Here is a 17,516-nt window from a genome sequence, read left to right on the forward strand (position 1 = left end):
GAATGAAAATCACTGCTGGTCACCAGCAAGCTATGCCATATATAGTAGTCGAAAAAGCCGAAGATTTTATTGATTTTATTCGAAAAATCTTTCATGCGCAGGAAATGATACGAAGCCTGGATGTTGATAACAGAATACAACATTCAGAAATCAGGATCGGCGATACTACTATTCTTCTTACAGAAGCTTCACAACATAATCCTGCACACCCTGGGTGCATGTATGTCTATGTAAAAGATACTGATCAAACCTATTATGAAGCAATAGATGCAGGAGCCAAATCCTTGATGGAACCTATGGAAGAAGATTATGGCGCCAGAGGAGCCGGTTTTCAAGATCCATTTGGTAACACGTGGTGGATCGCTACATTAAATTAAGCTTCATCAAATACGATTACGTTATATTTAGTTACATCCCAAATCTTGTTGAGATTGTACATCATTAACCGGAAAGCATAATCCCGATTTCAACGTTTCAGGCACATATCGAGTAAGATTAGTATCTCGTAAACTTGTTTCTATAAAAGCGGTGAGATTATCTATTTCCTGATTTGTCAAATCAATAGTGCCAAATTGAGTTGCCAGATTTTCATATGATACTTCTGTTGATTGTGGGATTCCTTTATTTTTATACACTATAACGTCTCTAACCGATGTAAATGTACCTCCATGACCATAAAAACCATTATCGGTGATATTATAAAGGGTTGGTGTTTTAAATTTATAATCATCATTTGGGTTTTTAGTGAATCCCCCTCTTCCTTTCTTTACATTTTCAAAACCTGCACTATCTAGCACTAATGCTTTAGCAGAATTATCAAAATCCCCCATTCCAAAGGCATAAAAACTCTTATCATTTAGCGCTGGTCCAGTATGGCATTGGTAACATTTTCCGTTACCAAAAAATACAATTGCTCCTTTCTTTTCTGCAATACTCATAGCGTCATAATCTCCTTTTAACCATTCTTGCCAAGGTGATTTATTGGTAAGTAACGTTCTTTCATAAGCAGCCATAGCAAGTCCTGCATTCTTAGTAGTATATCGTTGACTTTCTATAATATCGCCATAAGCTTTGTCAAACATTTCTGGCTAAGTTCTAAAAAGCATATTATTTACTACTATGTTTTTAAATTCCATCCAGGCAGTATTGGAAGCAAAGGCTATAGCTGCTACGGTTGCCATTTTACTGGTTGAATTTTTTATTTTTTCTAAGACTAAAAACCAATTCAGATAATTCTGAAGGTATTTTGTTGCCACTCCATTGAAGGGCTCCATAAATTTCCTTAGACGCATATCCATATTATTCACATTTTGTACGTGATATATTTTGTCAACAGCTCTTTGACCCTTCGAAGCATTAAATTTTTTGTGTGCTACCTTCTTGTCTTTTGCAAATGCAGTATAGCTTCTGTGACTGTCGCTACAAAGGGTTTCTACTTTAGCCAACTTCCCTTGTAATATAGTCTCCAAGTCACTTTTACTAATGCGACCTCTGGTAGCTACTTTGAAATCTTTGTTCCCTGATCGGTCACAACTGGCTATCACAGCTACTTTTTCATTACTGAGACCAGCTTTACTTGCCTTTGCGCCACGTTTTCTAGCAGGACGATCCAAATTTCGATTCCCTTTTTCAGAGTAAGCAAAGAAAAGATCATCACTCTCTAGGATTCCTTGGAATTCATCCACACTTACGCTCCCAAAGGAGACAAGTAATTTGTGCCTCCAATCAAAAGAAGTCTGAATAGAAATCCCTGTTTCTTTGGCACTCTTGCGAATACTATATCCAGAGAGTAAACAGAATAAATAACGATTAACTTTGTCTTTCTTCTTGAGGTTGTACCAGAACTTACCGGTAGTTTCACTAAAGTTTTTATGACAAGTATTACAAACATAGCGCTGTACTCCTTTGAGCTTACCATTAGCCTTAATTTTATTGCACTTACAATGAGGACAGCTTATGGCTTTACTCTGATTGCTATCAATCAGGGCTGAACCCTCAGTAGAGATCTCCAATAATGTGGAAACAATTTCTGATTGAACCAAAGCCGATGAACTAATGAAAAAATCTCTAAAATCTTCTGGTATCATTTCTCCGTTTTTATAAAGTAAAGATAAAACATATTCTAATTAGAACTTAGCCACATTTCTTTATACCCAAAAGTATCTACAAAATCTCTATCAACCAGTAACCTGTGTACTCCTTGACCTTTTATTGCCTGAACTTCTATACCCTGAAATCCTAAAAAATTCTCTTGAATATTTGTCCAATTACTTTCTGTTCCTTCATTAGTTCCTGTAGCTCCAAATTGTCCATTCCATAACATTACATCTTGGTATGCCACGTTTAAAAGAGTAGGTGTGCGAAGTGGTTGAATGTCTACAGAATCAACAAGAACACTAGTGTTTATTAATCTACCATTACCATTAGTTCCAAAACCTACACCACATTCTCCAATACCCTGTCTTAATCCAGAACTAAATCCCGCGGCAACCTGATGACAAGAAGCACAAGAATATGTGGCTTTCATTTCATCCATTTTTGGGTTTCTACCAAGAGCTGTTTCATGTAATAACAGCTTTCCTAGTTCAACTTTTTCTTTAGTAATTGGATTTAGAGGATCCTGTGGTATTTTGACATAATCATCACTTTGTGGTAAGATAAAATATGCAAGACCTTTATCCTTAGAAATATCAGTTAAAAGAATTTTTAAATCTTTGTCCAAACCTGATGCTATAGGTACATAGTCATCATCATTAGTACAAGAAAATAAAAGTAATGTAATAAGTGTAAGAGTAGTTATTTTTCGCATAGATTTCCCTTTATATAATTTTTTTTTGTTTCCCAGTGCGAATGTAACAAAACTAATGCAATACTAAATGGGGAATTTACCCCTAAAAAATCATTTTATTTTTGAAAAGATGTTCATAACAACTAATGTTACCAATGCAGGTAATAACCAAGCTAAACTATATACTCCTAAAGGAAGGATTTTTAAAATCGGTGCAACATAATTCTGCATTCCTATAGATCCCAAAAAATCAGGAATACTAAATAAAATAGTTACAATAACAACAGCTCTAAATACTAATGAAGAAGTGAATCTATTGGGTAAAACATTCAAAAGAATCAAAATAATGGTTATAGGGTAAATAAACATTAATGCTGGTTTTGCTACATTAATGATATAATGCACATCAAATTGCCCCATTAACACCCCCAGAATACAAGCCACAAGTGCAGTAATAAGATATGCTTTTTGAGACCCATTATAAACACCTTTTATAAAATCTGCAGTACCAGTTACAATACCTACAGCTGTGGTAAAACAGGCTAGCCCAACCAAAATACTTAGAAAAACTTTACCAATATTACCCAAGGTTTTTAAACTCATCCCTGATAATAAATCTGTTCGGGAAATATCAGTATCAAAATCAGCACCAAATAATGCACCACTATAAATCATTCCGGCATAAATAACAAAAAGGCCAATTCCTGCTAATATGCCTGATCCAACAATCAGGTTTTGGTTTCTTTTAAAATCATTTTCTCTTTTAATTTTTAGAGAAACAATAATAACTCCACCAACAACAACCGCTCCTATTGCATCAAATGTTTGATACCCTTCTAGCAATCCTCTAATAAAAGGAGCTTGAAATTCTGAAGGGTTAATTCCAGGAGTTTGCATTGAAAAAATACTAATACAAATAATACTGAGTACAACAATAAATATAATAGGAGAAAGAAATTTACCTAATAAGCTAAGAATCTTAGATCGGTTGAGTACAAAAAGTAATACTAATGCAAAATAGATTGTACTGGTTAACCATGCACTTGTACCAAAAAAAGGTTGAATTGCCATCTCATGAGTCACAGATGCTGTTCTTGGAGAAGGCAACGTGATTGAGATCAAATAAACCAATATACAATAAACAAAACTAAATTTGGGAGATACTTTCTTTGCAAAATCAAGCATAGTCCCTTGTAAGCGAGCATGTGCAAAGATTCCTAACAAAGGAATAATTACTGCCGAAATGGTAAAACCCATAATAACCAGAAACCAAGCATCACCTGCTTTATACCCAAGAAGAGGTGGAAGCATCAGATTTCCTGCACCAAAAAACATTGAAAATAATGCAAATCCTGCAACAAAAGTTTCTTTATTAAATCTCATTTAGTTAGGTATTTAAGTGCCATTAATAAGCAATAATAATGAAACCATAATAAGCATACAAAAATAATCGTAATAGTATTTATAAATAGAAAAACAATAACAAACTGAAAATTGATATTTAACTATTTCCAATAAATGTAGTGCATTTATAAAAAAACATTCATTTACATTTTAAAAGAATATTGTTTCTAGTTTCTTTGCTCTTTAAATCAAAAAGCAAAATGATAGTTACATATAAAGGGATTAAGGTGAATTATAAAACCTTCGGAAAAGGTACTCCTGTAATTTTTCTACATGGGTTTTTAGAAAATTCTACTATGTGGGAAGAAACCATCGACCTTATATCAAGCACATATCATTGCATTTCTATCGATCTTTTAGGTCATGGTCATACCGATTGTATCGGGTATATACACACCATGGAGGATATGGCTCAAGCCGTCAAAGTTGTTTTGGACAATCTTGACATCTCTACGGCATCTTTTGTAGGTCATTCTATGGGTGGATATGTAACTCTTGCTTTCATAGATCTTTTTCCAGATATAGTTTCGGGATTAGTATTGTTAAATTCTACTTCTTTTCCTGATAGCGCCGAGAGAAAAAAAAACCGCAGTAGGGCTATTGATATTGTAAAAAATAATCCTAACGCATATACCAGCATGGCAATTGCTAATCTTTTTGCTGAAGAAAATCGATTACGATTTACCGATAGAATAAATATAATCAAAGATCAAGCTTCAAAGATTTCTTTGCAAGGAATCATTTCTGGTTTAGAAGGAATGAAAGTAAGAAAAAATCATACATCTCTTTTATCCAATTTTGAAAAACCCAAAATTATTTTTGCTGGCACTAAAGATCCAATTTTGTCATACGATCAAAGTATTAAAGAATCAAAACAATGTAATATTAACCTTGTTAGTTTTGATGGAGGGCATATGTCTTATTTAGAAAATAAAGACGAATATATTATAGAACTCTACCAGTTTCTAAACTCTTTTTAAGATAAAAACGTAGAAGATAACGAACCTCTTTTTGATTTCTTTAAAGACTAAGTTATCTTATGTGTTTTTTAGATGAAATACTCTTTTTTTAGGTCAAAAAACACTACAAAAGGAGTATTTAAGCCAAAAATCAATGGTTTGTGGTGATTTTTTCTTACAAAAATGTGGATAATAATAAAAAAAAGATTATTATTGTATTGATAATGAACCATTAACCCTTTTCTATGAATTTTTAACCCCTACGAATAATGAAAAATACTACCCCATCCTCCACATTTTCTTTTTCAAAAATTTACTGTTCTCTATTTGGCCATGATTATCTTCTTTCTAAAAATGTTACTCATCACATTAAAGAATATACCTGTTCACACTGTGGGGAGCAAGCCACTACTAATAGTAGAGGGCGATTAGAAGCAATGACTCCTAAGTTAAAAGAAATTAATAATGCTTTAGCCTCTGTACATGCCAAGAAACAGGCAAAAACTAAACGTGACACTCCATTTCAGGCAGCTTCATAATTATTTGATTATTCCTTAATTGGATTCCATCCTTGGGCTTGTATTGCTATCTTTTCATTTGCTCTGGTTACTAGTCCTATTCCACTTTTCTCATCTGTTATATGACCAATAACGGTAAGACTTGGATTTGCTTTTATTTTAGGATAATCTTCTTGTTTTATGGTAAACAATAATTCATAATCTTCACCTCCATTTAACGCTACTGTCGTACTATTCATTTTAAATTCTTCACATGTAGCTATAACTGTAGGGTCTAACGGGATTTTCTCTTCATATAAATTTACTCCAACTTTAGATTGAGAACAAAGGTGCATTATTTCTGATGACAATCCGTCACTTATATCAATCATACTTGTTGGTTTTACTTCTAATGCTTTAAGAAGTTCCCGTATATCTTTTCGCGCTTCTGGTTTAAGTTGCCTCTCAATAATGTAAGCATATTGATCCAGATCTGGTTGCGAATTAGGGTTAACCTCATAGACTTGTTTCTCTCTCTCTAGCACCTGAAGCCCCAAATATGCTGCCCCCAAATCACCAGTTACAACCAGAAGGTCATTTTCTTTGGCTCCACTACGATATACTAAATCTTCTTCATTTGCATATCCAACCGCTGTAATACTAATAAGCAACCCTGTTGTTGAAGAGGTGGTATCTCCTCCTACGACATCTACATTATAAATCTTTGCAGCAGTTTCAATTCCTGCATATAATTCTTCTAATGCTTCCAAGGGAAATCTATTTGATACCGCAATAGAAACTGTGATTTGTGATGCTCGTGCATTCATTGCATAAACATCAGAAAGATTAACTACCACTGCTTTATATCCTAAATGTTTTAATGGAACATACGACAAATCAAAATGTACTCCTTCTATCAATAAATCTGTTGTTAATACGCACTTTTTGTTTTCAAAATCCAAAACTGCCGCATCATCACCAATCCCAAGAGAAGTTGTTTTTTGTTTGATCTCAAAATTCTTGGTCAAATGGTTGATAAGTCCAAATTCTCCCAATTCAGATAGTTGTGTCTTCGGTGTATTCTTGTCTTCAATCATTTTGCAAAGGTAGGTAACAAAGTGATTTCAATTCATAAAAAACTTCTGATTTTTCAACCATCTAAACCTAACCTATAAGTCTTGTAGCTTAGGGATATTAAAATAATACTCGAAAAAGTTTAGTACATTTAGTAAAATTGAAAAACATTATGAAAAGGTATTTTATATACGAATTGTTATTATTTGCAGCTTTTATAAGTTGTAGTGGTGACGATAATGGTAATGACGTTTTTAATCCCCCTGTTGCTACAAATGACGTTAAATCTGGCCCCTGTGAAAATGGTTTAGCTGGTGGATTTTATCCTTGTAGCGGATATGATCTGATCTCTAGAATATCATTGGCAGAAATGTCTGCAGGTACCGGTAATGATAGCTGGGGTTGGACAGATCCACAAAATGGTAAAGAATATGCCGTGATAGGTCTGGATAATGGTACAGCTTTTATAGATATTTCTACACCAGACAGTCCAATATATTTAGGCAAATTACCAACAGCAACTGTAAATAGCCCATGGGGAGATGTAAAAGTGTATCAAAATCATGCTTTTATTGTAAGTGAGGCTACCAATCATGGAATGCAAGTTTTCGATCTTACCAGACTACGAAATGTAAAAAACCCTCCTCAAACTTTTAATGCCGATGTACATTTTACTGATTTTGGAAGTGCACATAATATAGTTATTAATGAAGATTCTGGATTTGCATATGCAGTAGGAACAAGTAGGTCGGGAACTTATCAAGGAGGTCCTGTATTTATTAATATACAAGATCCTAAAAATCCAATTGCAGCAGGAGGTTTTCTTTCTACAGGAGATAGAGCCTACAGTCATGATGCACAAGCAATCAATTATCAAGGACCTGATACCGATTATATCGGTAAAGAAATACTAATTGGCAGTAATGAAATAGAGGTTGTAATCGCGGATATTACAGATAAAAATAACCCAATTACTATATCAACTATTAAATATACAGATGTAGGATATACACATCAAGGGTGGTTTACCGAAAATATGAGATATTTTATATTAGGTGACGAAACCGATGAGCAAGGAGTTGGGTTTAATACCAGAACCATAGTTTTTGACTTTGAAGATCTTGATAATCCTAAATTTCATATGAATTATACTGGTCCTACTGCTGCTGCTGACCATAATGGATACATAAAAGGAAATACATTTTATCTTGCTAATTATAGAGCCGGAGTTAGAATACTTGACATTTCTGATATTGGAAATAAAAATATGACTGAAGTTGGTTTTTTTGATACTTTCCCTTCAAGTGATAGTGCAAATTTTAATGGTGTATGGAATGTATATCCCTATTTTGAAAGTGGAAATATTGTAATTAGTGATATCCAAGCAGGATTTTTATTGATCCGAAAAAGTACTCTATAAAATATAATAAGCTCCATTTCCATAAATACATCAAGATATGATTTTTATTTAGAGCCCTGATAAATCTTTACAATTTTGATTGATCAAAAAAAGAAGTGTTTTTTATACAATTCCTCATTTTTTAACTCAAAATTATGTGAAAAAATGTTAAAAATAGTTAAAATAATGCAAATCCTATGTGTCATCGATAAATACTTATATATAAAATCAATAAATTAGTTAATTCTTTAAAAATTAAACTATTAGCGTATGACATAAACTTTGATTTCTAACTAACTCTTAAAACACAAGCTCAATGAAAACTCTAACTACTCTTCTGCTGTTAATATCAGCAGTATTCTCTTATGGTCAGACTCCATGTCAAAATGGCCTTGCAGGTTCTTATCCCTGTAAAGATTACGATCTCATGTCTCAAGTCACATTATCCCAAATGAGTGCCGGGTCCGGTAATGATAGCTGGGGATGGACAGATCCACAAAATGGTAATGAATATGCAATAATTGGTTTGGATAACGGAACCGCATTTATAAACATTTCTAACCCAACTAACCCTATTTATCTTGGCAAACTACCAACAGCTACCACTAATAGTACTTGGGGAGATGTAAAAGTGTATAAAAATCATGCTTTTATTGTAAGTGAAGCCGCCAATCACGGAATGCAGGTTTTTGATCTTACAAGATTACGTAATGTAGCAAATCCCCCTCAAACTTTTACAGCAGATAAAAGGTATACAGAATTTGGAAATGCACATAATATTGTAATCAATGAAGATTCTGGATATGCCTATGTGGTTGGGGCTCAAAGAAACTCTGGCCCTTATAAAGGAGGACCTCTCTTTATTAATATTCAAGACCCTAAAAACCCTACTAATGCAGGAGGGCTTTTATCCACCGGTCAACGAGCATATACTCATGATGCTCAGGTTATTACTTATAATGGACCAGATAGTGATTATACCGGAAAAGAGATCTTAATCGGCAGCAACGAAATTGAAATCGTAATAGCTGATATAACTAATAAATCAAACCCTAAAACAATATCGACCATAAAATATTCTGATGTTAAATATACTCACCAAGGGTGGTTTACAGAAGACTTGAAATATTTCATATTGGGAGATGAACTCGATGAACAAGGGGTTGGTTTTAATACAAAAACAGTAGTTTTTGATTTTCAAGATTTAGATAATCCAAAATTCCATTTTAATTATTTTGGCCCTACACCTGCCACCGATCATAATGGCTATGTAAAAGGTAATTTATTCTACTTGGCAAATTATAGAGCAGGGATAAGAGTTCTAGATATTTCTAACATTGGTACCAAAACCATGACAGAAGTAGGGTTCTTTGATACTTATACCTCTAGCAATAGTGTAACTATGGATGGTGCGTGGAACGTATACCCCTATTTCAATAGCGGAAACATTGTTATAAGTGATATTCAAGGAGGGTTTTTCTTAATACGAAAAAGTGCACCCGCAGTATGTCAGGCAACCGTTCCTACAGGCGTCGGATCTTCTAACATAAATGCAACTTCTGCCACTATCAATTGGACCACTGTATCCAATGCATCTTATGATTTGAGATATCGTCAGACAGGAACTTCTTCCTGGACAACAAACGCGGTAAACGGAACTTCTTACACTATAACTGGCTTGTCTGCCAATACATCTTATGAAGCACAGGTAAGAAGTAAATGTCAAGATGGAACCTCTTCTAACTACAGTGGTTCTGTTAATTTTACAACTACAGATGTACAAGTGAATTATTGTAATTCTAATGGGAATAGTGTTTCTGATGAATATATTAGTAATGTATCTATTGGAAGTATAAATAATACATCTGGTGCATCCAACGGTGGTTATGAAGACAACACCTCTATATCTACTAGCCTTGCAAAAGGCACATCACATACAATTACCATTACTCCAACATGGTCAGGTACAGTATACAGTGAAGGGTATAGTGTATGGATCGACTTTAATCAAGATGGAGACTTTGCAGATTCTGGGGAACAAGTATGGTCGCAGAATGCAACCAGAAACACTCCTGTTAGCGGAACATTTTCAATCCCATCTAGTGCTTCTGCGGTATCAACCAGAATGCGTGTTTCTATGAAATACAATGCCGTTCCTAAACCTTGTGAGTCATTCCAATATGGCGAAGTAGAAGATTATACAGTTACTATTACTGAGGGTAGCGGCAATGTTTGTGCCGGTGGAGTATCATCATTTCCATACAATGAAAGCTTTGAAAATACTCTTGGCGCATGGACACAATCATCATCTGAAGATATTGATTGGACAATTGACTCCAGTGATACCCCATCACGAAACACAGGTCCATCAAGTGCGAATGAAGGAACATATTATTTGTATGTAGAAGCTTCCGGAAATGGAACAGGGTTTCCTAGTAAACGGGCAATACTAACATCTCCTTGTTTTGACCTAAGTGGTACTTCTTCGCCTGCATTTACATTTACATATCATATGTTTGGCGCATCTGACATGGGAAGTATTGCTGTTGAAGCATCAACAAATGATGGGACTTCATGGACAAGTATTTGGAATAAAACTGGCAATCAAGGAAACTCCTGGAACAGTATTAATCTTGATCTTTCTCCATATATTGGCGAGTCTTTAAAACTACGGTTTAATAGAGTTACAGGGGCTACATGGCAATCTGATGTAGCTATTGACAATGTCTCTCTTACAACCAGTGTTGCCGCTAGTGCTTCTTTGGTTTCAACAGAAAATATCTCCTTTTCGATCTTCCCAAATCCGGTTCAGGGATCTATCATGAATATATTTATGGGTCGTAAAAACGCTTCTAATCAGCCTTCAAATTTTGAAATCAAAAATTTCGTAGGGCAATTAGTAGGTAAAGGAACCGTTAAAAATACTATAGATGTTTCTAACTTGAAAACAGGAGTTTACTTCTTACAAATTACTACAAAAAATCAAGGTGTTATTACCAAACGTTTTGTAAAAAAATAATGCCTTTAAAATATATGAACAAATGAATCGCTCTAAATTCTTATTCAATGTATTTATTGTCTTTATAGCAACATTAAGTTTGATTGCTTGCGGTAGCGACGATGAAGATAGTGTGACACCTGTTCCCCCTTTAGAAGGATTTCTGGGTGAAATAGACTGGGTAAAAACATTTGGAGGAAGTAATGAAGATAATGCCCTATCAGTAGTCGAAACTACTGATGGGGGTTATGCAATAGCTGGATATACCCAAAGTATTGATGGGGATATTACAGATAAAACTGCTCCAGATAGTGACTATTGGTTACTCAAAATAACTAAAGAAGGAGAAATTGCATGGAGTAAAACCTATGGAGGTTCTGGAGATGAAAGAGGAGAGAAAATTATTCAAACTACCGATGGAGGATTCGTATTAGTTGGATATAGTAGAAGTGCCGATGAAGATGTAAGTGCAAATGCTGGATTACAAGATTATTGGATTGTAAAAACAGATGCATCCGGAGGTATACAATGGGAAAAGAGTTTTGGGTTTCCCGGAATAGACAGAGCTTTTTCTGTGGTACAAACTCGTGATGGCGGATACTTTATTACAGGTTTTCTTGATGTAACCGCTAGTGGTGGAGAAGGCAATGATAACAAAAATGGTTTTTCAAAACACGGAGTAGGAGAATTCTGGGGCATTAAACTCAATGCCTCTGGAGAAAAAGAGTGGCGACGCTTTTTTGGTGGCACCAATAATGATCGTAGCTATGATGTAGTACAAACTCAAGATGATGGGTTTTTAATGATCGGATCTTCAGAAAGTGTTGATTTTGATGTTACTGGTAGTAAAGGAAGTTATGATTTTTGGGCTGTAAAAATTAATAAAGAAGGCACCAAATTATGGGAAAAATCATTTGGCGGATCAGAGATTGACGTAGGCTACGCAATTGCAGCTACTGGTGATGGAAAATTTCTAATTGTAGGAGATTCCAGAAGTGTAGATGGTAATATTTCTAATGCCAATGGAAACGCTGATCTTTGGTTGATACAAATAGACGGAAATGGTAATTTACTTTGGGAAAAATCATTGGGAGGTACCGCTTTTGATACTGGAAGGGCTATTGCTAAAATGCAAAATGGCGGTTTCGTTATTACGGGTAACTCAAGAAGTAATGATATCGATGTGGCACAAAACAAAGGACAAAGTGATGTCTGGAGTATAATTATAACCTCTAATGGAGAAGTCCAATGGAAACTAGCCAGTGGTGGTAGTCAGGCAGAATTTGGAGAAGGTTGTATCGAAACTAGCGACAAAAAAATAGTCGTTGTCGGCAATTCTGAAAGTAACGACTTTGATGTACCCAATAATAAGGGATTCAAAGACGTACTAATAATTAAATATAAATAAACACAATGAAAAATATAATATACATTCTCATAGCAACATTAGTAATTGTATCATCATGTAAAAATGACGATGAAGGAACAATAAAAACCTTCGGAAATGTTGCCCTTGATTTTAAAAACACAATAAATAATAATGGCATCGAATTAACTACCGATTCTTATACCAATGCAAGTAATGAAGTGTATACCATTTCAGAATTAAAATATATTATTAGCAATGTTGTTTTAATTAAAGCTAATGGTGAAGAATTCACATACCCTGCAGATCGAAGCTACTTTGTAATCAATGAAGCGGCTATAGAAAGTAAAAAAGTAAGCCTTGCAGATATCGATGCAGGAGAATATACTAAAATCAGATTTGGCTTTGGAGTTGACCAATCAAAATATCCCCTTGATGGTAGCGGAATAGCTAATTTTATTCCTACAGCAGAAGAAAACGGAATGTTATGGTCCTGGTCTGCTGGATATAAATTCCTTAAATTTGAAGGAACATATACTGTAAATGGTGGCACCAATACTGATTATACAGTTCATGTAGGAAGTCATGGTACCACTTTAGACAATTATAAGGAAATAACACTCGAATTACCTAATACATTGACCATCAAAGAATCAAAATCACCAGAAGTAGCAATTAATGTGGATATTGCAAAGATATTTGATGGTACCAATACGCATTCACTAGAAGAAAAAAACAGTATTCAGGTAGATCCTGTGTTTGCTCCAAAAATTGCAGAAAATATAACTACTATGTTTAGTGCAACTAGTGTATCCAATTAAAATAATATTTTGAAATTAGTATCATATATAGCTATTATCCTTATTGGGACTTCCTGTAGTTCTGATAAGGATAATTATGTTCCAATAGAAAATGCAAAACTAGAGTTTACGATACCTTCAAACTTTCCCAACCCAACTTATGACATAACACTTAATCCTCCTACAGAAAAAGGTTTCGAGCTAGGAAAAAGGTTATTTTATGATGGTCGTCTAGCCTCTGATGGTGTAATCTCTTGCGGTTTTTGCCATATTCAGGATTTTGCATTTACCCACCATACTCACATTGTAAGCCATGGTGTAGGTGGTGCTTTAGGGACTCGTAATGCGCAGCCATTACATAATATGGCATTTATGAAAGAATTTACTTGGGATGGAGCTGCAATACACTTAGACCTTCAACCTATTATACCCATTACTGCCGAAGTAGAAATGAATGAAACCTTCAATGGCATTCTTAAAAAATTAGAAGAACAACCAGAGTATGTAAAATTATTTGCAGAAGCCTTTGACGATCAGAAAATCAATTCTGAAAATATGCTTAAGGCGATCTCTCAGTTTATGATTATGATGATTTCAGCAAATAGTAAATACGATAAAATAGAAAGAAATGAGGGCTCTGTATTCACAACAGAAGAAGCTGCTGGTTTTGAGCTTTTTAAAACCAAATGTGCTTCTTGTCACCAAGGCACTCTATTTACCGATCAATCATATCGCAATAACGGTTTACCCATTGACCCTCAATACAATGATATAGGACGAAAACGTGTTACAGGATTAACTGAGGATATACAAAAATTTAAAGTTCCTAGTTTAAGAAATATTGAACTTACTTTTCCATACATGCATGATGGTCGATTAAAAACCTTAGATGATGTTTTAAATCATTATAGTAATGGAATGGTAGATTCTGAAACTTTAGATCCAATGTTTAAAGATCAAAATGGAGTTTTGGGAATTCCAATGACAACTGAAGAAAAGCAACAAATCATTGCTTTTTTAAAAACACTTACAGATGATGATTTTCTAAATGACAGTCGTTTTTCAGAATTTTAAGATCTTCTTTCTATACCTCCATAGTTTTTACCTATTCTAATATATAGCAGATATATGTTAGGATTTGTGTATAAAATCTACTTATGTAGTATATTTGCATTTCATTTAGAATTAATCTATATTATAAAAAGTATGATTAAGGTATCAGACATAGCAAAAAATAAGGTCATCCAATTGATGAATGAGGATGGGTATGATGCAGTTACCGATTATGTGCGTGTAGGTGTAAAAAGCGGAGGATGTTCTGGTTTATCATATGATTTAAAGTTTGATAAAGCACAACAAGAAGGAGATAAAGTATTTGAAGATAATGGTGTGAAAATCATTGTAGATAAAAAAAGTTTTCTCTATTTAATCGGTACAACCCTAGAGTATTCTGGTGGTTTAAATGGTACCGGTTTTGTATTTAATAATCCTAATGCCAGTAGAACTTGTGGCTGTGGAGAAAGTTTTTCCCTTTAATCGATAAAAAAGTTCCTGAATTAATTTAGGGTAATAAAAATGGCATATACTGAAGACGACTTAAAAAAAGAATTAGAAACCAAAGAATATGAGTACGGGTTCTATACCGATATAGAATCTGATACTTTTCCTGTTGGTCTTAATGAAGATATAGTTCGTGCGATTTCTAAGAAAAAAGAAGAACCCGAATGGATGACAGAATGGAGGCTTGAAGCTTTTCGAGCATGGGAACAGATGGAAGAACCCGAATGGGCAAATGTTACTTATGAAAAGCCTGATTTTCAGAATATATCTTATTATTCTGCGCCAAATAAAAAACCTAAATACAATAGTATTGATGAGGTAGATCCAGAATTACTCGATACTTTTAAAAGACTTGGCATTTCTTTAGATGAACAGAAGAAATTAGCAGGAGTAGCCGTAGATATAGTAATGGATTCTGTATCCGTAGCGACAACGTTTAAAGAAACCCTTGCAGAAAAAGGAATTATATTTTGCTCTATTTCTGAAGCTATTCAGGAACATCCAGAATTGGTTAAAAAATACATTGGAGCTGTGGTTCCGCAAAAGGATAATTTTTATGCTGCTTTAAACTCTGCTGTTTTTAGTGATGGTTCTTTTTGCTATATTCCTAAAGGTGTTCGTTGTCCAATGGAGCTGTCTACCTATTTTAGAATCAATCAGGCAGGTACAGGTCAGTTCGAGCGTACTTTAGTTGTGGCAGATCAAGGGAGTTATGTAAGCTATTTAGAAGGATGTACTGCTCCTTCTCGTGATGAAAATCAATTACATGCCGCTGTTGTCGAACTCATAGCATTAGATGATGCAGAAATAAAATATTCTACAGTACAGAACTGGTATCCAGGAAATGCTGAAGGAAAAGGAGGAGTCTATAATTTTGTGACCAAAAGAGGAATTTGCGAAAACAACGCTAAAATTTCTTGGACACAAGTAGAAACAGGATCAGCAATTACCTGGAAATATCCTTCTTGTATATTAAAAGGGGATAACTCTGTAGGAGAATTTTATTCTATTGCAGTAACCAATAATTTTCAGCAAGCAGATACAGGTACAAAAATGATACACCTAGGCAAAAACACCAAAAGTACTATCATTTCTAAAGGTATTTCTGCAGGAAAATCCCAAAATAGTTATCGAGGATTAGTGCAAATAAGTAGTAGAGCAGCCAACGCACGTAATTTTTCACAATGTGATTCATTATTGATGGGCAATGAATGTGGCGCACATACGTTTCCTTATATAGAAACTAAAAACAAAACCGCTCAAATAGAACATGAAGCAACTACCAGCAAAATAGGAGAAGACCAAATTTTTTATTGTAACCAACGAGGAATCGATACAGAAAAAGCAATCGCTTTGATCGTTAATGGTTTTAGTAAAGAAGTATTGAATAAGCTACCTATGGAGTTCGCAGTAGAAGCTCAAAAACTTCTGGAGATTTCTTTAGAAGGTTCTGTAGGCTAATTGTGAAACCATCAAATCTACACACTAATGAAAAAATCATTTATTTTAATTGCACTAAGCCTTATTCTTTTTTCTTGCAAATCCGAAAACAAAAATGAAGAACCTAATTTAATTCGTGGCGAATTTATTCTTATTGATGATGCAGCAGTCTTAAAAGGTAAGGACTTTATATATGGTGTGATAATTAATGATATCACTCTTGAACTTGCTAAAAAAGTAGAACCTCTGCAAAGAGAAGAATATGATATGGTTCCTGTAGTAGTAAAAGGAATTATAAAACCCAATCCAGAACAAGGATGGGAAGAAATAGTAGAAATAAAAGAAATTATTGGAGTTAGTGCACCAACCTCAGAGTTGCCAACTAAGATTAAGTCCTCTGAAGAAGACAAAAGCTCTGATTTAGAAAAATAAGAATAAATAAATTATATCTCATAAGAGATAAAAGTTTTATATAACATGTTAGAGATAAAGGATTTACACGCAAGTGTCGAAGGGAAAGAAATTTTAAAAGGTCTTAACCTAAATGTAAAAGCAGGAGAAATACACGCAATCATGGGTCCTAACGGTGCCGGGAAAAGTACATTAGCCAGTATCGTTGCAGGTAAAGAAGAATATGAAGTTACCAAAGGAGGAATTCTTTTGGAAGGAGAAGATATTGAAGAACTTGCTGCGGAAGAACGTGCTCATAAAGGTGTTTTTCTGTCGTTTCAATACCCTGTAGAAATTCCTGGGGTAACGGTAACTAATTTTATGAAAACCGCCATAAATGAAACACGAAAAGCACAAGGTCTTGAAGAAATGCCTGCAAAAGACATGCTTAAAAAAATTCGTGAAAAATCTGAACTATTAGAAATCGATCGCAAATTCTTATCTCGCTCTCTTAACGAAGGATTCTCTGGTGGTGAGAAAAAGCGTAATGAAATCTTTCAGATGGCAATGATGGAGCCTAAGCTTGCTATCCTTGATGAAACAGATTCTGGACTTGATATAGATGCCCTGCGTATTGTAGCAAATGGAGTAAATAAACTAAAAAACGAAAACAATGCTATCGTAGTGATTACGCATTATCAACGTCTGTTAGATTATATAGTTCCGGATTTTGTACATGTGTTATATGATGGTAAAATTGTAAAATCTGGTACCAAAGAATTAGCTTTAGAACTAGAAGAAAAAGGATACGATTGGATTAAAGAAGAAATAAACGCTTAAG

General features: G+C 34.4%; 17 protein-coding genes. 12 read left to right on the forward strand and 5 right to left on the reverse strand.

Annotated elements, in window-relative coordinates; genetic code table 11:
* Positions 1 to 2: 2 nt before the first annotated feature.
* Positions 3 to 377 (forward strand): glyoxalase/bleomycin resistance/extradiol dioxygenase family protein, encoded by a 375-nt coding sequence (locus ATE84_RS03245; protein WP_233195735.1) that lies wholly within the window; start codon positions 3 to 5, stop codon positions 375 to 377.
* Positions 378 to 404: 27 nt separating this feature from the next.
* Here ATE84_RS03245 and ATE84_RS03250 read toward each other — a convergent pair whose 3' ends face one another.
* The 4 genes from ATE84_RS03250 to brnQ form a co-directional block, all read right to left on the reverse strand.
* Positions 405 to 1,082 (reverse strand): cytochrome-c peroxidase, encoded by a 678-nt coding sequence (locus ATE84_RS03250; RefSeq protein ID WP_101445735.1) that lies wholly within the window; start codon positions 1,080 to 1,082, stop codon positions 405 to 407.
* Positions 1,083 to 1,088: 6 nt separating this feature from the next.
* A complete protein-coding gene (locus tag ATE84_RS03255) occupies positions 1,089 to 2,087 on the reverse strand; it encodes an IS1595 family transposase (protein WP_101444842.1) in 999 nt (332 codons plus the stop codon).
* Positions 2,088 to 2,122: 35 nt separating this feature from the next.
* Positions 2,123 to 2,809, reverse strand: a complete 687-nt coding sequence (locus tag ATE84_RS03260) for a cytochrome-c peroxidase (protein ID WP_101445736.1) — start codon at positions 2,807 to 2,809, stop codon at positions 2,123 to 2,125.
* 90 nt (positions 2,810 to 2,899) lie between these two features.
* Entirely contained in the window at positions 2,900 to 4,171 is a 1,272-nt protein-coding gene (gene brnQ / locus ATE84_RS03265) for a branched-chain amino acid transport system II carrier protein (protein ID WP_101445738.1), read from the reverse strand.
* A 221-nt stretch (positions 4,172 to 4,392) separates the two neighbouring features.
* Here brnQ and ATE84_RS03270 point away from each other — a divergent pair, with 221 nt between their 5' ends.
* Both ATE84_RS03270 and ATE84_RS03275 read left to right on the forward strand, forming a co-directional pair.
* Positions 4,393 to 5,172 carry an alpha/beta fold hydrolase gene (locus ATE84_RS03270; RefSeq protein ID WP_101445739.1) on the forward strand — a complete coding sequence of 260 codons (780 nt, stop codon included), beginning with the start codon at positions 4,393 to 4,395 and terminating at the stop codon, positions 5,170 to 5,172.
* Between the two features lie 248 nt (positions 5,173 to 5,420).
* Complete coding sequence (locus ATE84_RS03275) at positions 5,421 to 5,690, forward strand: hypothetical protein (protein WP_101445741.1); 270 nt, start codon at positions 5,421 to 5,423, stop codon at positions 5,688 to 5,690.
* A gap of 8 nt (positions 5,691 to 5,698) precedes the next feature.
* Here the strand turns inward: ATE84_RS03275 and thiL are convergent, their stop codons facing one another.
* Positions 5,699 to 6,745 (reverse strand): thiamine-phosphate kinase, encoded by a 1,047-nt coding sequence (thiL, locus tag ATE84_RS03280; protein WP_101445742.1) that lies wholly within the window; start codon positions 6,743 to 6,745, stop codon positions 5,699 to 5,701.
* A 149-nt stretch (positions 6,746 to 6,894) separates the two neighbouring features.
* On the opposite strand from thiL, the gene ATE84_RS03285 reads away from it, so the two are divergent.
* From ATE84_RS03285 to sufC, 9 genes are all read left to right on the forward strand, one after another.
* Entirely contained in the window at positions 6,895 to 8,142 is a 1,248-nt protein-coding gene (locus ATE84_RS03285) for a choice-of-anchor B family protein (protein WP_101445744.1), read from the forward strand.
* A 295-nt stretch (positions 8,143 to 8,437) separates the two neighbouring features.
* The gene (locus tag ATE84_RS26785) at positions 8,438 to 11,140 is read left to right on the forward strand and encodes a choice-of-anchor B family protein (protein WP_369828491.1); all 2,703 of its coding nucleotides are present in this window, start codon (positions 8,438 to 8,440) and stop codon (positions 11,138 to 11,140) included.
* A 22-nt stretch (positions 11,141 to 11,162) separates the two neighbouring features.
* Positions 11,163 to 12,527 (forward strand): hypothetical protein, encoded by a 1,365-nt coding sequence (locus tag ATE84_RS03295; protein WP_101445745.1) that lies wholly within the window; start codon positions 11,163 to 11,165, stop codon positions 12,525 to 12,527.
* 5 nt (positions 12,528 to 12,532) lie between these two features.
* Positions 12,533 to 13,306 carry an MbnP family protein gene (locus ATE84_RS03300; protein ID WP_101445747.1) on the forward strand — a complete coding sequence of 258 codons (774 nt, stop codon included), beginning with the start codon at positions 12,533 to 12,535 and terminating at the stop codon, positions 13,304 to 13,306.
* A 6-nt stretch (positions 13,307 to 13,312) separates the two neighbouring features.
* Positions 13,313 to 14,359, forward strand: coding sequence for a cytochrome-c peroxidase (locus ATE84_RS03305; RefSeq protein WP_199176916.1), 1,047 nt, complete (start codon positions 13,313 to 13,315; stop codon positions 14,357 to 14,359).
* Between the two features lie 132 nt (positions 14,360 to 14,491).
* Entirely contained in the window at positions 14,492 to 14,821 is a 330-nt protein-coding gene (locus ATE84_RS03310; RefSeq protein WP_101450804.1) for an iron-sulfur cluster assembly accessory protein, read from the forward strand.
* Between the two features lie 39 nt (positions 14,822 to 14,860).
* Complete coding sequence (gene sufB / locus ATE84_RS03315) at positions 14,861 to 16,306, forward strand: Fe-S cluster assembly protein SufB (protein WP_101445750.1); 1,446 nt, start codon at positions 14,861 to 14,863, stop codon at positions 16,304 to 16,306.
* 27 nt (positions 16,307 to 16,333) lie between these two features.
* On the forward strand, positions 16,334 to 16,717 hold the full coding sequence (locus ATE84_RS03320; protein WP_199176852.1) for a hypothetical protein: 384 nt from the start codon (positions 16,334 to 16,336) through the stop codon (positions 16,715 to 16,717).
* Between the two features lie 45 nt (positions 16,718 to 16,762).
* Positions 16,763 to 17,515: a Fe-S cluster assembly ATPase SufC gene (gene sufC / locus ATE84_RS03325; protein ID WP_101445751.1), complete on the forward strand. Its 753-nt coding sequence runs from the start codon at positions 16,763 to 16,765 to the stop codon at positions 17,513 to 17,515.
* Position 17,516 lies beyond the last annotated feature (1 nt).

It is taken from the genome of Aquimarina sp. MAR_2010_214, from assembly GCF_002846555.1.
Lineage (GTDB): Bacteria > Bacteroidota > Bacteroidia > Flavobacteriales > Flavobacteriaceae > Aquimarina.

What these genes read in the sequence shown, in the direction of transcription:
- ATE84_RS03245 (WP_233195735.1), top strand. Translation starts at nt 3, where the DNA reads ATGAAAATCACTGCTGGTCACCAGCAAGCTATGCCATATATAGTAGTC.
- ATE84_RS03250 (WP_101445735.1), bottom strand. Translation starts at nt 1,082, where the DNA reads ATGTTTGACAAAGCTTATGGCGATATTATAGAAAGTCAACGATATACT.
- ATE84_RS03255 (WP_101444842.1), bottom strand. Translation starts at nt 2,087, where the DNA reads ATGATACCAGAAGATTTTAGAGATTTTTTCATTAGTTCATCGGCTTTG.
- ATE84_RS03260 (WP_101445736.1), bottom strand. Translation starts at nt 2,809, where the DNA reads ATGCGAAAAATAACTACTCTTACACTTATTACATTACTTTTATTTTCT.
- brnQ (WP_101445738.1), bottom strand. Translation starts at nt 4,171, where the DNA reads ATGAGATTTAATAAAGAAACTTTTGTTGCAGGATTTGCATTATTTTCA.
- ATE84_RS03270 (WP_101445739.1), top strand. Translation starts at nt 4,393, where the DNA reads ATGATAGTTACATATAAAGGGATTAAGGTGAATTATAAAACCTTCGGA.
- ATE84_RS03275 (WP_101445741.1), top strand. Translation starts at nt 5,421, where the DNA reads ATGAAAAATACTACCCCATCCTCCACATTTTCTTTTTCAAAAATTTAC.
- thiL (WP_101445742.1), bottom strand. Translation starts at nt 6,745, where the DNA reads ATGATTGAAGACAAGAATACACCGAAGACACAACTATCTGAATTGGGA.
- ATE84_RS03285 (WP_101445744.1), top strand. Translation starts at nt 6,895, where the DNA reads ATGAAAAGGTATTTTATATACGAATTGTTATTATTTGCAGCTTTTATA.
- ATE84_RS26785 (WP_369828491.1), top strand. Translation starts at nt 8,438, where the DNA reads ATGAAAACTCTAACTACTCTTCTGCTGTTAATATCAGCAGTATTCTCT.
- ATE84_RS03295 (WP_101445745.1), top strand. Translation starts at nt 11,163, where the DNA reads ATGAATCGCTCTAAATTCTTATTCAATGTATTTATTGTCTTTATAGCA.
- ATE84_RS03300 (WP_101445747.1), top strand. Translation starts at nt 12,533, where the DNA reads ATGAAAAATATAATATACATTCTCATAGCAACATTAGTAATTGTATCA.
- ATE84_RS03310 (WP_101450804.1), top strand. Translation starts at nt 14,492, where the DNA reads ATGATTAAGGTATCAGACATAGCAAAAAATAAGGTCATCCAATTGATG.
- sufB (WP_101445750.1), top strand. Translation starts at nt 14,861, where the DNA reads ATGGCATATACTGAAGACGACTTAAAAAAAGAATTAGAAACCAAAGAA.
- ATE84_RS03320 (WP_199176852.1), top strand. Translation starts at nt 16,334, where the DNA reads ATGAAAAAATCATTTATTTTAATTGCACTAAGCCTTATTCTTTTTTCT.
- sufC (WP_101445751.1), top strand. Translation starts at nt 16,763, where the DNA reads ATGTTAGAGATAAAGGATTTACACGCAAGTGTCGAAGGGAAAGAAATT.